Annotated in this window: 13 protein-coding genes; 4 read left to right on the plus strand and 9 right to left on the minus strand. The window is 76.5% G+C overall.

Annotated elements, in window-relative coordinates; translation table 11 throughout:
• Positions 1–39: 39 nt before the first annotated feature.
• Positions 40–1,335 carry an amidohydrolase family protein gene (locus ACI798_RS15085; RefSeq protein WP_457048280.1) on the minus strand — a complete coding sequence of 432 codons (1,296 nt, stop codon included), beginning with the start codon at positions 1,333–1,335 and terminating at the stop codon, positions 40–42.
• Between the two features lie 89 nt (positions 1,336–1,424).
• On the opposite strand from ACI798_RS15085, the gene ACI798_RS15090 reads away from it, so the two are divergent.
• From ACI798_RS15090 to ACI798_RS15100, 3 genes are read left to right on the plus strand one after another with little or no spacing between them, the layout of a single operon-like run.
• Complete coding sequence (locus tag ACI798_RS15090) at positions 1,425–2,108, plus strand: DedA family protein (RefSeq protein ID WP_456942520.1); 684 nt, start codon at positions 1,425–1,427, stop codon at positions 2,106–2,108.
• A complete protein-coding gene (locus ACI798_RS15095; protein WP_457048281.1) occupies positions 2,105–2,761 on the plus strand; it encodes an HAD family hydrolase in 657 nt (218 codons plus the stop codon). The genes ACI798_RS15090 and ACI798_RS15095 overlap by 4 nt, the downstream gene beginning before the upstream one ends.
• Positions 2,758–3,396 carry an alpha/beta hydrolase family protein gene (locus ACI798_RS15100; protein ID WP_457048282.1) on the plus strand — a complete coding sequence of 213 codons (639 nt, stop codon included), beginning with the start codon at positions 2,758–2,760 and terminating at the stop codon, positions 3,394–3,396. Before ACI798_RS15095 ends, ACI798_RS15100 begins: the two co-directional genes overlap by 4 nt.
• Positions 3,397–3,536: 140 nt before the next feature.
• On the opposite strand, the gene ACI798_RS15105 is transcribed toward ACI798_RS15100, so the two are convergent.
• The 8 genes from ACI798_RS15105 to ACI798_RS15140 all read right to left on the minus strand — a co-directional run bounded on the left by ACI798_RS15105 (position 3,537) and on the right by ACI798_RS15140 (position 13,514).
• Positions 3,537–4,634 (minus strand): SRPBCC domain-containing protein, encoded by a 1,098-nt coding sequence (locus tag ACI798_RS15105; RefSeq protein WP_457048283.1) that lies wholly within the window; start codon positions 4,632–4,634, stop codon positions 3,537–3,539.
• 92 nt (positions 4,635–4,726) lie between these two features.
• A complete protein-coding gene (locus ACI798_RS15110) occupies positions 4,727–5,584 on the minus strand; it encodes an FAD binding domain-containing protein (RefSeq protein WP_456942516.1) in 858 nt (285 codons plus the stop codon).
• Between the two features lie 28 nt (positions 5,585–5,612).
• Entirely contained in the window at positions 5,613–8,114 is a 2,502-nt protein-coding gene (locus tag ACI798_RS15115; protein ID WP_457048284.1) for a xanthine dehydrogenase family protein molybdopterin-binding subunit, read from the minus strand.
• Complete coding sequence (locus ACI798_RS15120) at positions 8,111–8,605, minus strand: (2Fe-2S)-binding protein (RefSeq protein ID WP_456942514.1); 495 nt, start codon at positions 8,603–8,605, stop codon at positions 8,111–8,113. The genes ACI798_RS15115 and ACI798_RS15120 overlap by 4 nt, the downstream gene beginning before the upstream one ends.
• Positions 8,606–8,823: 218 nt before the next feature.
• On the minus strand, positions 8,824–10,047 hold the full coding sequence (locus ACI798_RS15125; RefSeq protein ID WP_456942513.1) for an MFS transporter: 1,224 nt from the start codon (positions 10,045–10,047) through the stop codon (positions 8,824–8,826).
• 95 nt (positions 10,048–10,142) lie between these two features.
• A complete protein-coding gene (locus ACI798_RS15130) occupies positions 10,143–11,465 on the minus strand; it encodes a GAF domain-containing protein (RefSeq protein ID WP_456942512.1) in 1,323 nt (440 codons plus the stop codon).
• Between the two features lie 79 nt (positions 11,466–11,544).
• Entirely contained in the window at positions 11,545–12,978 is a 1,434-nt protein-coding gene (gene mftF, locus ACI798_RS15135) for a mycofactocin biosynthesis glycosyltransferase MftF (protein ID WP_457048285.1), read from the minus strand.
• Positions 12,975–13,514: a cysteine hydrolase family protein gene (locus ACI798_RS15140; RefSeq protein WP_457048286.1), complete on the minus strand. Its 540-nt coding sequence runs from the start codon at positions 13,512–13,514 to the stop codon at positions 12,975–12,977. Before ACI798_RS15140 ends, mftF begins: the two co-directional genes overlap by 4 nt.
• Before the next feature lie 81 nt (positions 13,515–13,595).
• Between ACI798_RS15140 and ACI798_RS15145 the strand changes: the two genes are divergently transcribed.
• The gene (locus ACI798_RS15145; protein ID WP_457048287.1) at positions 13,596–14,609 is read left to right on the plus strand and encodes an iron-siderophore ABC transporter substrate-binding protein; all 1,014 of its coding nucleotides are present in this window, start codon (positions 13,596–13,598) and stop codon (positions 14,607–14,609) included.
• Positions 14,610–14,611 lie beyond the last annotated feature (2 nt).

Raw genomic sequence — 14,611 nt, forward strand, 5'->3', positions numbered from 1 at the left:
AACCGCCGCGCGCCCCGGTCCTCCAGCCCCGCGGGCGCCTCAGCCGGCCAGCCGGGCCGCCCGCTCGGCGACCTCGGTGCGCAGCGCGTCGACGTCCACGGTGGTGACCGCGCCGCCGGCGACCACCTGACGGCCGCCGACCCAGACGTCGCGGACCAGCCGCGAGGCGCCCGACCAGACGAGGTGCGTGAGCAGGTCGGTCTCGTCCCCGACCGGCTCGAAGCCGAGGTCCCGGGTGTCCACGTGCACGAGGTCCGCGCGCCGGCCCGCCTCGACCTGGCCGAGGTCGGGGCGGCCGATCGCTGCGGCGGCCCCGCCGGTGGCCAGCCAGAACGCCTCCGCCGCGGTGAGCGCCGTGGCCGAGGACTCGCGCAGCCGCGCCAGCCCCGCGGCCAGGCGGACGTCGGCGAGCAGGTCCAGGCCGTCGTTGGACGCCGGCCCGTCGGTGCCCAGGCCCACCCGGATCCGGCGGTCGAGCATCGCCCGGACCGGCGCGATGCCGCTGGCGAGCTTGGCGTTGCTGGCCGGGCAGTGCGCGACGGCGACGTCGTACTCGGCCCACAGCTCCAGGTCGGCGTCGTCGAGGTGCACGCAGTGCGCGGCCAGCACCCGCCCGCCCAGGACGTCGTGCGCGGCCAGCAGCGCGGGCACCGACAGCCCGTGCGCCGCGAGCAGGCCGTCGCCCTCGGTGGCGGTCTCGGCCACGTGCAGGTGCAGCAGCATCCCGTGCTCGCGGGTGAGCTCGGCGGCGCGGCGCAGCAGGGGCAGCGGCACGGTGTAGGCCGCGTGCGGGCCCAGGCCGTACTCCACCAGGCCGTCGGCGTCGGCGTGCCCGGCCAGGTCCACCGCGGCGGCCATCTGCTCCTCCAGCGGCGGCATGCCCGGCAGCGGCACCATCGGCGCCGCGACCACCGCCCGGGCGCCGGTGGCCCCGACCGCCGCGGCGATCCGCTCGGGCGAGAAGTACATCTCCACGCTGGCGGTGACCCCGCCGCGCAGCATCTCCGCCGACGCGGCGGTCATCGCCACCTCGACGTCGTCGCCGGTCAGCCGGGCCTCCCGCGGCCACATCACCTCGCGCAGCCAGCGGTCCAGCGGCAGGCCCTCGCCCTGGCCGCGGAACAGCACCATCGGCGCGTGCGAGTGGGCGTTCACCAGCCCCGGCACGAGCAGGCCGGGCAGCGCCACGACCTCGGCGTCCCCGGCCGGCGGGGCGTCGGCGGCCGCGCCGGCCCACGCGATGCGCCCGTCCTCGACGTCGACGACGGCGTCCGGGACGACGGTCCCCGCCCGGTCCCCCACGACGACGGCCCGGGCGGTGAGGCGCTGACGCATGGCGGCACGCTAGCCCCATCCGTCCCGGCCGTCCGGGCAGCGCTCCGAGGTCCGGGCGACGTCCGGATGCCGCCCGTACCGTGGGGACCATGTCCTTCCTGGCCGCCGCGGCATCCTCCGACCAGGGTGGGCTCACCGCCTGGCTGCTCTCCCTCGTGGACTCGCTGGGCCCGATCGGCGTCGGCTTCAGCATCCTGCTGGAGACGGTCATCCCGCCGATCCCCAGCGAGGCCGTCCTCGGGGCGGCCGGTGTGCTCATCGACAGCCCGTTCGCGTTCGTGGCCGTCGTCGGGTGCGCCACGATCGGCTCGATCCTGGGCGCGATCTTCTTCTACTACGTCGGCCGGGCGCTGGGCCCGCGCCGGTCGCACGCCTTCCTCGACCGGCTGCCGCTGGTGGAGACCGCCGACGTCGACAAGACCTTCGCCTGGTTCGAGCGGCACGGCCGCTCCGCGGTGTTCTTCGGCCGGATGGTGCCGATCGTGCGCAGCTTCATCTCCGTGCCCGCGGGCGTGGTGCGGATGCCGTTCGGCCAGTTCCTCCTCTACTCCGCGGCCGGCAGCCTCATCTGGAACACCGTCCTGGTGACGCTGGGCTGGCTGGCCCGTGACTTCATCGAGGCGAACCTGCACTACCTGGACTACGTCGTCGTCGCCGTCGCCGTCCTGGCCGTGGGCTACCTGGTCTACAAGCGGGTGAAGGACGTCCGCCACCACCGCCGGCGGCAGACCACCGCGGGCCGCGCCGAGGACCCGCGCGGCGCCGACGCGTGACGCGCCCCGAGGTCGTCGCGTTCGACGTCAACGAGACGCTGCTCGACCTCTCCCCCGTCGGGGCCGCGCTCGTCGAGCACGGGCAGCCCGCGGAACTGCTGCCCACCGTGTTCGGCCGCACCCTGCACACCGGGACGGCGGCCACGGTGGCCGGCGTCTGGCTGCCCTTCCGCGCCGCCTTCGACTCGGCGCTGGCCCAGCTCACCGACCTGCCCGACGGCGCCCGCGCGGAGGTCGCCGACGCCTTCCTCGAGCTGTCACCGCACCCGGACGTCGAGCCCGCGCTGCGCCGCCTCCACGACGCCGGCGTGCGCGTGGTGACGCTGTCGCACGGCTCCCCCGGCGTGGCCGAGGCGGGGCTGGAGCGCGGCGGCGTCACGCCGCTGGTCGAGCGGACGCTCACCAGCGAGACCGTGCGCGCCTGGAAGCCCTCCCGCGCGGCCTACCTGTGGGCCGCGGGCGCCTGCGGGGTCGAGCCGTCGCGGATGGCGCTGGTCGCCGCGCACGGCTGGGACGTGCTCGGCGCCGAGCGGGCCGGCCTCACCGGGGCGTGGTTCCCGCGCAGCGAGCGCGTGTACCCGCCGGGCTACCCCGCGCCGGCCGTCGTCGCCCCGGACCTCGCGGGGGCGGTCGACGCGCTGCTGGCACGGTGAGCTCCCCCGCGCCGGTCGCCACCCCGCTCGGCCCGGCCGCGGTGCACGCCGACGGCCCGGCCGACGGCGCCCGCGGCACCCTCGTGCTCGGGCACGGCGCCGGCGGGGGCGCCGGGTCGGCCGACCTGGTCGCCGTGACGACCGCGGGCGCCGCGGCGGGCTGGCGGGTGCTGCGGGTGGAGCAGCCGTGGCGGGTGGCCGGCAGGCGGATCGCGCCCGCGCCGCCGCGCCTCGACGTCGCCTGGACCGCCGTCGTGGAGGCGCTGCGGGCCGGTGGCGCACTGACCGGGCCGCTGGTGTTCGGCGGGCGCAGCGCCGGGGCGCGGGTGGCCTGCCGGACGGCGACGGCGCTCGGGGCGGACGGCGTGCTGGCGCTGGCGTTCCCGTTGCACCCGCCGGGCCGGCCCGAGCGCAGCCGCGCCGGCGAGCTCACCGGCGCCGGCGTGCCGCTGGTCGTGGTGCAGGGCGAGACCGACGCCTTCGGCCGGCCCGCGGAGGTCGCGGCGGCGCTGGACGGCGTGCCGGCGGCGTCGGTGTGCCCCGTGCCGGGCGACCACTCGCTGGGGAAGGCGCCCCAGGCCGTGGCCGCCGCCGCGCTGGCCTGGCTGGAGGAGCTGGCCGCCGTCAGGAGTTGATCATCGGCTGCGTGCACGCGACACGCGCGGACACGCCGCCCGCCCGTGCACGCGTCCGATGATCATCGGGTCGTTGCCGCACGAACCGGCGTGTCCGCGCGTGTCGGCGGCAAGGATCCGATGATCAACGGGCCCGACGCTCAGGAACGACGGCGGCGGGCTGCGAAGAGGATGAGCAGCAGCACCGCGAGGACGGCGGCGCCGGGACCGGCGTAGCGGGCGAGCGCAGCGCCGCCGGCCACCTCGAGCAGGTCGATCGGCTCGGGCTCGGCGGCCGGCTGGCGGCTGACCGGAGCCGCGGCCGGCGTGCTGCGCGGCGGGGCACCCGTGCCCGGGCGGCTCGGCGGGGCGGTGTTGCGCGACGGCGGCGTGCTCGGCACCGGACCGACCGCCGCGGCCGGCGCGGTGTCCGAGGCCGACGGGGCGGCGTCCGCCGCGGCCGGCGCGGTGTCCGACACCGCGGGGATGGAGACGGTGTCGGTGGCGCCGGTGACCGGGGCGGTGATCGGCGCGGTCTCCGTCGGCGACGGGGAGGACGACGCCGCCGCGGCTGCCGCCTTCTTCGCGGGGGCCTTCTTCGCGGGCTTGCGCGCGGCGTCGGTGGCGGACGCCGCGGCCTCCCGCGCCGCCGTGCCGGCCCCGCGCACCTTCGCGGCGACCGCGTTGTCGCCGGGCACCTGCTCGACCGACTGGGCGACCTCCTCGGCGACCCCGGCCGCGGTGGCGGTGACCTTCCCGGTGACGGTCGGCTCCTGCTGCTCCGCGGCGGCCGCCTGGTCGACGGTCACGTCGTCGCCGCTGGCCAGCTGGGCGGCGAGCTTGTCGGCGAACTGGCCGAGCAGCTTGTTGCCGACGTCGGTCATGACGCCGCGGCCGAACTGGGCCGGGCGGCCGGTGATGTTGAGGTCGGTGAGGACGTCGACCCGCGTCGTCGTCCCCTCGCCCTGGAGCTGGGCGGTGATGGTGGCCGCCGCCGTCCCGTTGCCCCGCTGGTCCTTGCCGCGCGCGTCGATGACGGCGCGGTGCGCGGCCTCGTCCTTCTCCACGAACGACGCCTTGCCCTGGTAGGTCAGGTTGATCGGGCCGAGCTTGACCTTGACCCGGCCGGTGAAGTCGTCACCGGAGACCGAGTCGAGCGCGGCGCCGGGCATGCACGGGGCGATCCGCTCGATGTCGAGCAGCACCCGCCAGGCCTCGTCGACGGGCACGGGGACGGTGAACGAGTTCTCCAGCTGCACGGTGCGACCTCCGGGGTGGGAAAGGACCTCGGCCGGTCCGCCCGGGAGGGCGGGCCGGCCGAGGGACGGCGGAGCCGGGGTTGTGTCGGACGCTACAACCCGGCGGCGGCGGTGACCGCGCGGCGGGTGAGCACCTGCGCGAGGTGCTCGCGGTAGTCGGCCTGGGCGTTGAGGTCGCTGCTCGGGCTGGTGCCCTCGGCCGCCGACCGCGCCGCGGAGGCCACCGTGTCCGGGGACGCGGCGGCACCGCTGAGCGCGGCCTCGGTGGCCGACGCCCGCAGCGGGGTCGGGCCCATGTTGGTCAGCCCGATCCGCGCCTCGGCGATGTGCCCGTTCTCGCGCCGCACCGCCGCGGCGACCGCGACGATCGACCACGCCTGCGCCACGCGGTTGAACTTCTCGTAGCGCACGCCCCAGTCGCCGGCCAGCTTCGGCACCCGGATCTCGACCAGGACCTCGCCCTCGTCGAGGGCGGTGGTCAGGTAGTCGACGAAGAACTCCCGCGCGGGCACCGTGCGGCGCCCGCCCGGCCCGGCGACGACCATCTCGGCGTCCAGCGCGAGCGCCACCGCCGGCAGGTCGCCGGCCGGGTCGGCGTGCGCCAGGGCGCCGCCGAAGGTGCCGCGCCGGCGGGTCTGCCGGTCGGCCACCGTCTCGGTCGCCTCCGCGACGAGCTTCGCGTGCTGCGCGATCAGCGGGTCGGTGAGGACGTCGGCGTGCGTGGTCATCGCACCGATGACCAGCGAGTCGCCCTCCTCGCGGACGCCGCGCATCTCCGCCACCCGGCCGAGGTCGACGATCGTCTCCGGCGCGGCCAGGCGCAGCCGCATGACCGGGATGAGCGACTGGCCGCCGGCCATGACCTTGACGTCCTCGCCGCCCTCGGCGACCGCCTGGACGGCCTCCTCGACCGTCGTCGGCCGGACGTACTCGAACGGGGCGGGGATCACGGCTCTACTCCTTCGTCGTGTCGGCCGGTCACCGGTCGCCTCCGAGAGCGGACTGGGGGGTCGAGACACCGGCGGTGGTCTCGGTCTGGGCGCCGCCGTAGGCGTTGGACCCGGCCGTGGCCCGGTCCCCGCCGTCGCCGCCCTCGTGGATGGCCCGCCACACCCGCTCGGGGGTCAGCGGCATCCGGATGTCCTCCACGCCGAGGTGCCGGACGGCGTCGAGCGCGGCGTTGACCACCGCCGGGGTGCTGGCGATGCAGCCGGCCTCGCCCACGCCCTTGGCGCCGATCGGGTTGCCCGGCGCCACGTGCACGGTGTTGCCGGTGTCGAAGTGCGGCAGGTCGGCGGCCGAGGGGACCAGGTAGTCGACGAAGGTGCCGGTGGTGAGGTTGCCGTCGGCGTCGTAGACGGCCTCCTCGTACAGCGCCTGCGCGATGCCCTGGGCCAGGCCGCCGTGCACCTGCCCCTCGACGATGAGCGGGTTGACGATCGTGCCGACGTCGTCGACGCAGGCGTACTTGCGGATCTTCACGAACCCGGTCTCGGTGTCGACCTCCATCGCGCACACGTGCGTGCCGTGCGGGAAGGAGAAGTTGACCGGGTCGAAGGTCGCGTCCGCGTCGATCGAGGGCTCGATGTCCTCGGGGTAGTCGTGCGCGGCGAAGACGGCGAGCGCGATCTCCTGGATCGACATCCCGGTGCCCGGCGTCCCGCGGACGGTGAACTTCCCGCCGGAGAAGTCCAGGTCGTCCTCGTTGGCCTCGAGCAGGTGCGCGGCGACCCGGCGGGCCCTGGCGATCACCTTGTCGGCGGCCTTGACCACCGCGGTGCCGCCGACGACCAGCGAGCGCGAGCCGTAGGTGTCCATGCCCTTGTGGGCGACGGCGGTGTCGCCGTGCAGCACCTCGACGTCCTCGAACGGCACGCCGAGCTGGTCGGCGACCAGCTGGCTCCACGCCGTCTCGTGGCCCTGGCCGTGCGGCGTCGAGCCGGTGACGACCTCGACCTTGCCGGTGGGCAGCATCCGGATCGACGCCGACTCCCAGCCGCCCGCGCCGTAGGACAGCGAGCCGAGCACCCGGGAGGGCGCCAGGCCGCACATCTCGGTGAAGGTGGAGAAGCCGATGCCGAGCTGCACCGGGTCGTCCGACTCGCGCCGGCGGCGCTGCTCCTCGCGCAGCTCGTCGTAGCCGAGCAGCTCCAGCGCCTGCTGGGTGGCCGAGTCGTAGTCGCCGCTGTCGTACTCGAGGCCGGCGACGGTGGTGAACGGGAACTCCGCGGCGTCGATCCAGTTCTTGCGCCGCAGCTCGAGCGGGTCCATCCCGAGCTCGACGGCGAGCTCGTCCATGATCCGCTCGACGGCGAAGGTGGCCTCGGGCCGGCCGGCGCCGCGGTAGGCGTCGGTGGGGACCTTGTTGGTGAAGACGCCGTCGCACTCGAAGCGGTAGGCCGGGAACTTGTAGATGCCGGGGAACATGAACGCGCCCAGCGCCGGGACGCCCGGGGTGATCAGCCGCAGGTAGGCGCCCATGTCGGCGAGCAGCCGCACGCGCAGGCCCTTGACGTTGCCCTCGCGGTCGGCGGCCACGTCGATGTACTGGATCTGGTCGCGGCCGTGGTGGGCGGTCATCAGCGACTCGCTGCGCGTCTCGGTCCACTTGACCGGCTTGCCGAGGCGGCGCGCGATCAGCAGCGCGAGGATCTCCTCGGGGTTGACCTGCAGCTTGCCGCCGAAGCCGCCGCCGACGTCGGGGGCGACGACGCGCAGCTTGTGCTCCGGGATGCCGGTGACCATCGCCAGCATCACCCGCAGCACGTGCGGGATCTGGGTGGCCGACCACAGCGTGAAGTTCTCGCCCTGGGGCTGGACGACGACCGAGCGCGGCTCCATGAACGCCGGGATCAGCCGCTGGTTGACGAACCGCCGGCTGACGACGACGTCGGCGTCGGCGAAGGCCTGCTCGGTGTCCACGCCCGTGCCGGCCTCGCCGGCGTCGAAGACGAAGTGGTAGCTCGTGTTCGTGCCGAGCTCGTCGTGCACCAGCTCCGCGCCGTCGCGGACGGCCTCCTCCATGTCGAGGACCGGCGGCAGCGTCTCGTAGTCGACGTCGACCAGTTCGACGGCGTCGGCGGCCGCGGTGCGCGAGCGGGCGACGATGACCGCCACCGCCTCACCCACGTGGTTCACGCCGTCGACGGCGATCGAGGGGTGGCCGGGGTTCTTCATGTCCGGCGTGACCGGCCAGGCGCAGGGGATGGAGCCCTGCTCGTCGGCGAGGTCGCGGCCGGTGAACACCGCGACGACGCCGGGGGCCTCCTTCGCCGCCGAGACGTCGATCGAGGTGATGCGGGCGTGGGCCACGGGGCTGCGCACGACGCTGAGGTGCAGCATCCCGGGCAGGACCATGTTGTCGGTCCAGGTGGTGCGCCCGGTGATGAGGCGGGCGTCCTCCTTGCGGCGGCGGGCCTTGCCGACCTCCTTGTCCGGGGCCGGGGTCTGGGTGGTGGCCGCGTCCTCGGTGACGGTCACGCCTGCGCTCCCAGGGTCTCGGAGGAGCCGGACATCTCCCCCGCGGCCTGCTGCACCGCGCGGACGATGTTCTGGTAGCCGGTACAGCGGCAGAGGTTGCCCTCGATGCCCTCGCGGACCTCGGTCTCGCTGGGGCTCGGGTTCTCCTTGAGCAGGTCGATCGAGGCCATGATCATCCCGGGCGTGCAGTAGCCGCACTGGAGACCGTGCATCTCGTGGAAGGCCTTCTGCACCGGGTGCAGTGCGCCCTCGCTGCCGATGCCCTCGATGGTGGTGACCTCGGCGCCGTCGGCCTGGACGGCGAGGACGGTGCAGGACTTCACGGCCTGCCCGTCGAGGTGGACGGTGCAGGCGCCGCAGTTGCTGGTGTCGCAGCCGACCACGGTGCCCACCTTGCCAAGGGCCTCGCGCAGGTGGTGGACCAGCAGGGTCCGGGGTTCGACCTCGTCGGTGTAGGTCACGCCGTCGACCCTCATGCTGACCTGGGTCATGGATCCTCCGCTCCGGTGCAGGGGGCGATCGCGCCCGTCCCGCGGGCGCTCCGCGGCGGAGTCTGTCAACGGCGGAGTGACTTAGGCCACGCTTACCTGTGACCGGGTGACCTGCTTGTCCGCAGTTGCGGAGGTCCGCGGGCGTACTGGCCGCAGCTGCGGCGCAGCGGCGGCCGGTCTGCCGCAGCGGAGAGGTTGCAGGCCCGTTGCAGCGCGCGTCAGGCGGGAACGGCGCGCAGCTCCCGCCGCCGCAGGGCCGCGCTGCCGGCCAGCGCGACCAGGCCGAGCACGGCCAGCCCGACGCCGACCAGGCTCGGTGCGGTGTAGCCGTACCCGGCGGCGATGACCACGCCGCCCAGCCACGCGCCGAGGGCGTTGGCCGCGTTGAGCGCCGAGTGGTTGAGCGCGGCACCGAGCATCTGCGCCTCCCCGGCGACCTCCATCAACCGCAGCTGCAGGCACACGACCAGCGTCGACGCGGCGACCGCGAGCAGGAAGATGCCGGCCAGCAGGGTGGGGCCGGTGGCGGCGGCGGGGCCGACCAGCGCCAGGAGGACGGCCAGCGCGACGAGCGTGGCGACCAGCGAGCGGAACAGCGCGATGTCGGCCAGCCGCCCGCCGAGTGCGGTCCCCACGACGCCGCCGATGCCGAAGGCGAGCAGCACCCAGGGGACGACGCCGCGCGAGAGGCCGGTGACCTCGGTGGTCAGCGGCGCGACGTAGCTGTAGACGGCGAACATGCCGCCGAACCCGACGGTGGCCACGGCCAGGGTGAGCAGCACCTGCGGGCGGCGCAGCGCGCCGAGTTCGGCGCGCACGCTCGCCTCCTGCGACCCGGGCGTGGAGGGGACGACGGCGAGCACGGCCGCGACGGTGAGCGCGGCGAGGACCACCACGGCCCAGTAGGCCGAGCGCCAGCCCAGCGTCTGCCCGAGCCAGGTGGCCGCGGGGACGCCCGCGACGTTGGCCACGGCCAGCCCGAGCATCACCGTGCTCACCGCCCGGCCGCGCAGCGACGGCGGCACCAGGGAGGCGGCGACCAGCGAGGCGACGCCGAAGTAGGCGCCGTGCGGCAGGCCGCTGACGAACCGGGCCAGCAGCAGCGACGCCGACCCGGGCGCGAGGGCGCTCAGCGCGTTGCCGGCGAGGAAGGCGGCCATGAGCCCGACGAGCAGGGCGCGGCGGGGCAGCCGGGCGCCCAGCGCGGCGATGACCGGGGCGCCGACGACGACGCCGAGCGCGTAGGCGGAGATGACGTGGCCCGCCGTCGGGATGTCCACGCCGACGCCGGCGGCGATGTCGGGCAGCAGGCCCATCGTGACGAACTCGGTGGTGCCGATCGCGAACCCGCCGAGCGCGAGCGCGACCAGCGCGACGGCGACGCGCGGCGTGGCCAGGGACGGGGTCGCGGGAGCCGGCGGGGCGGCGGTGCTGGCACTCACGTGACCGTGCCAAGTGAACGCCGCCGGGCCGTATTCCCCGGGTGGCGGAAATGATTCCCCGGGTGGCGGAGATGGCCATCTCTGCCGCAGGGGCCTCAGGCGCGGGGGGACCGCCGGAGGGCGAGCAGGTGGGCGGCGACGGCGCCGCGGCGCGGGGACCCGGCGGGCAGGGCCTCGAGGCAGGCCTGCCAGGCGGCGGCGTCGTCGCGGGCCTCGGGCAGGGCGGTCCAGCGCAGCAGCAGCTCGGGCCGGCGGCTGCCGAGCACGGCGCCGCGCAGCGCGGCGACCAGGCGGCGGCGGGCGAGGGCGACGCCGGGCGCGGTCGAGCGGGGCAGGACCGGGCCGGGGTAGCGGTCCAGCGCCGCGGCGACGGCGCCGCGGTCGAGCAGCCGGCGCACCGCCTCCAGGTCGGTCTCCAGCGGGCGCAGCAGCCGGTAGGGGCGCGAGCCGACCAGGTCGTCGCCGACCAGCCGGCGCAGCCGGGACAGCTCGGCGCGCACGGTGACCGCGGCGGTGTCGCCGGCGTGGCACTCGGCGGCCAGCTGCTCGGTGCTGCGGCCCTCCCCCGCGGCGGCCGCCTCGGCGAGCAGGAGCAGCAGCTCGGAGTGGCGCAGCGAGAGCTCGACCGGTCCGCCGGGCAGGGTCAGCCGGGCGCGCTCGCGGCCGAGGACGTCCAGCCGGGGCGCGGCGGGCCGCACCGGCGGTGCGGGCCGGGGACCGCGGGCGGCGTCGCGCTGCTCCTCGCGGTGCAGCCAGCGCAGCTCGGACTCGACGGCGGCCACGGTCGCGCGGACGAGCGTGAGCACGTGCGGGCTGGCCACGTGGTCGCCGCCGGTGACGTCGATGGCGCCGAGCAGCACCCCGGTGACCGGGTGGTGGACCGGCGCGGCCGAGCAGCTCCACGGCTGCACCGGGCGGCGGTAGTGCTCGCTGCCGTAGATCTGCACCGGGTGGTCGAGGGCGAGCGCGGTGCCGGGGGCGTTGGTGCCGGCGACCTCCTCGGCCCACCGGGCGCCGGCGACGAAGTTCATCGTCTCGGCCAGCGAGCGCAGGCGGCGGTCGCCCTCCACCCACAGCATCCGGCCGTCGGCGTCGGTGACCGCGACGATCATCCGGTCGGCCTCGGCGTCCTCGACCAGCAGCCGGCGGATCACCGGCAGCACCGGGGCCAGCGGGTGGGCGGCGCGGTAGCCGGCGAGGTCGTCGTCGAGCAGGTCGACCGGCGGGCCCTGCCCGTCGGGGTCGACGCCGCTGCCCAGGCTGCGCCGCCAGGAGTCCCAGACCACCGACCGCACGTCCGGGCGGGGCGGCGGGGCGCCCCGGGTCACCAGCGTCTCGTGGGCCGCGCGCAGGCGGCGGGTCAGTCCGGGCGTGGGACGCCCCTCGGGCAGCGCGAGCCACGGGCTGGCGCCGGTCACGGCGTGTCCCCCGAACAGAGAGTCATGGCCCGCACATGGTGACCCGGATCGCACGATTCCACCAGGGACGGGCCGGGCCTCAGACCGCCGGCGGTCGCGCGGGGAGCAGCGCGGCCGGGTCGCGGCGGAGCAGCGCCCCCGCCCAGAGCCCCGCGCCGTAGGCCAGGTCCTCCAGCCGGCGGGCGGCAGCGAAGCGCAACGGGCCCACCTCCGCCCGGTGCGGCCACCAGGCGAGGACGGCGTCGGCGACGGCGACGGCCAGTGCGGCCCGCCGCGCGCGGCGGGAGACCAGCGCCGCGACGGCGGTCAGCGGCCAGTGGTGCCGGGTGGCCGAGCGGGCCAGCGTGCGGCCGGCCGCGGCCGTGCCGCGCAGCACCAGCGCCGCGGCCAGGCCGTACGGCGGCCGGCGGCCCGGGCCGGCGACGCGGCGCGCCAGGCGGACCGTCGCGTCGCCGAGCACGGCGGCCGCCAGCACCCGGCCGGCGCGCCCACCGGCCAGCGCCAGGGCCAGGGCCGCGGCCGACCACGGGCTCACGACCACCGGCGCGACGGCGCGGCCGTGCCGGGCGGCCAGCGGCGCGGCCCCCGTGCCGTAGAGCGCGCGCCGGCGCAGCCACGCCCCGGTGGCCGACGGGTGCTCGTGGTCCACCCGCGCGGCCGGCTCGTAGCGCACCCGCCAGCCGGCCGCGGCCAGCCGCCAGACCAGGTCGACGTCCTCGGCCACCCGCATGCCGGCGTCGAAGCCCTCCCCCAGCGCCGCCCGCCGGACCAGCAGCGCCGCGCTGGGCAGGTAGGGCAGGCCCGACAGCGGCGCGACCGGCCCCGGGTCCCGGCCCATGTCCAGGGCGCTGACCGCCGTCTCGTAGGCGGTCACCCACCCGGGGTCCGCGGCCGGCAGGGCGGTGATCCGCGGGGCGACGACGGCCAGCCGCGGGTCGGCGAGGTGCGGCAGCAGGGCCGCCAGCCAGCCGGGCCGGGGCACGCAGTCGGAGTCGAGGAAGGCGACGGCGCCGGTCGTCGCGGCGCGCAGCCCGGTGTTCCGCGCGGCGGCGGGCCCGAGCGAGCGGTCGTGCCGCAGCACCTCCGCCCCGCCCGCGGCGGCGGCCGCGGCCGGCGCGGCGGCGTCGGCCGAGCCGTCGTCGACGACGAGCACGCGCACGGCGGCGGTGTCCGGGTCGGCGCGCAGGGCGGCCAGCAGGCGGGCGACCCCGGCGGCGCGGTCGCGCACGGGGACGACGACGGTGACGCCGTCCGGGCCGGGCGCGGGACCGGCGGGCTCGGGGATGGCGACCCCGGCGTCCTGCAGGCGGGCCGCGAGCGCCGCCGTCGCCGGGCCGGTGACGACGAGCCGGTCGCCGGCGAGCAGGTCGCGGGCGCGGGGCGCCAGGCGCAGCAGCCGCAGCGGCGAGCCGCCGAGCAGCGCCGCGCCGTCCTCCAGGCGGCGGGTGCGCGGGTCCAGCCGCACCGCCCAGCCGTCGGGCAGCCGGGCGTCCGGAGGCGGCGGGAGGCTCACCCGGCCAGCACGTCGCCGGTGGTGGTGACCTCGACCAGCGGGGCGTAGAGGCCCATGAGGTCCAGCGCCTTGCGGTGGTCGTCGTCGCTGCTGCCGGCGCAGGCGTCGGCGACCACCCGCACCGGCACGCCGGCGTCGGCGGCGGGCAGCACGGTGGAGACGACGCAGCAGTCGGTGGCCACGCCGGCCACGGTCAGCGGCCCGTCTCCGACCACCTCCGCCAGCTCCGGGCCCCACTTGCCGAAGGTGGTCGCGGTGAACACGCGGGTCGGGCCGGGGTCCTCGACCAGGTCCCACAGCGGGGCGTCGGGCGGCTGGAGCGCGAAGGGGTACCGCTCGTAGTAGTCGACCCAGGCGCCGGTGGGCTCCTGCGGCGCCACGAAGCGGGTGAGGACGACGCGTTCCCCGAAGGCGTCGACCAGGCGCCGGACGCGCGGGCGGACCTCCTCGAAGCGGGGCGCCGTCCACGGGGAGTCCGGGTCACCGAACACCCGCTGCAGGTCGACGACGACGAGCCAGCCGGAGGGGTGCGTCACGGCCGGACCCTAACCGCCCGCGGCGCAGCGGCCAGGTGAGGTCAGGCTAGCCTTACCGCGACCGACCGAAGGAGAACGTCCATGTCCCGTCCCCTGACCCGGCGCGCCGCCCTGGCCGCGGCCGCCTTCACCACCGCCGCGGCACTGGCCGCCTGCGGCTCCGACGACGGGGGCTCGACGGCGGGGTCCGAGGCCTCCTCCCCCGCGGCCGGCGGCGACGGCGCCTTCCCCGTCACCGTCAGCACCGCCTTCGGCGACGTGGAGGTCGAGGAGGAGCCGCAGCGCGTGGTGGCCCTCGGCTGGTCCGACGCCGAGACCGCGCTGGCGCTGGGCGTGCAGCCGGTCGGCGCGAGCGACTGGCTCGGCTTCGGCGGCGAGGGCGTCGGCCCGTGGGCCGAGGGGCTCTACGACGAGGTGCCGGAGATCATCGAGACCCTCGAGCCCAGCCTCGAGGCGATCGCCGCGCTGGAGCCCGACCTCATCCTCGACACCCGCTCCGACGCCACCCAGGAGCGCTACGACTCCCTGAGCGCGATCGCCCCGACGATCGGCCAGCCCGAGGGGGTCGGCGCCTACCAGACCACCTGGCAGCAGCAGCTGGACTTGGTCGGCCAGGCGCTCGGGAAGAGCGATGAGGCCGCGCAGCTGCAGAGCGACCTCGAGCAGCGCTTCGCCGACGCCGCCGCGGCCGACCCGGCGTTCGACGGCACCGAGGTCGCCGTCGGCGCGTACACCTCCGAGGGCTTCGGCGCCTACGTCCGCGGCGACACCCGGGTCGACTTCATGGAGGCGCTGGGCTTCACCAACAAGCAGGCGATCCAGGACCTCGCCACGGAGAACTTCTTCGTCCCGGTCTCCGACGAGCAGGTCTCGCTGCTCGACGCGCCGCTGACCGTCGTCTTCCCGATCTTCGTCGACCCGGCGCAGATCACCTCGAACCCGCTGTGGCAGACGCTGCCGTCGGTGCAGCAGGGGAACGCCCTCGTGCTCGAGGACGAGACGCTGGTCAGCGCCTTCTCCAGCGGCTCGGTCCTCGGGACCCGGTACGCCCTGGAGAACGCCGTGCCGCTGTTCGCGGAGACCCTGCAGGGCTGACC

Source organism: Geodermatophilus sp. SYSU D01045 (genome assembly GCF_054050295.1).

Excerpts from the sequence above, each read along its gene's own strand:
- ACI798_RS15145 (WP_457048287.1), top strand. The coding sequence starts at position 13,596 with ATGTCCCGTCCCCTGACCCGGCGCGCCGCCCTGGCCGCGGCCGCCTTC.
- ACI798_RS15090 (WP_456942520.1), top strand. The coding sequence starts at position 1,425 with ATGTCCTTCCTGGCCGCCGCGGCATCCTCCGACCAGGGTGGGCTCACC.
- ACI798_RS15120 (WP_456942514.1), bottom strand. The coding sequence starts at position 8,605 with ATGACCCAGGTCAGCATGAGGGTCGACGGCGTGACCTACACCGACGAG.
- ACI798_RS15085 (WP_457048280.1), bottom strand. The coding sequence starts at position 1,335 with ATGCGTCAGCGCCTCACCGCCCGGGCCGTCGTCGTGGGGGACCGGGCG.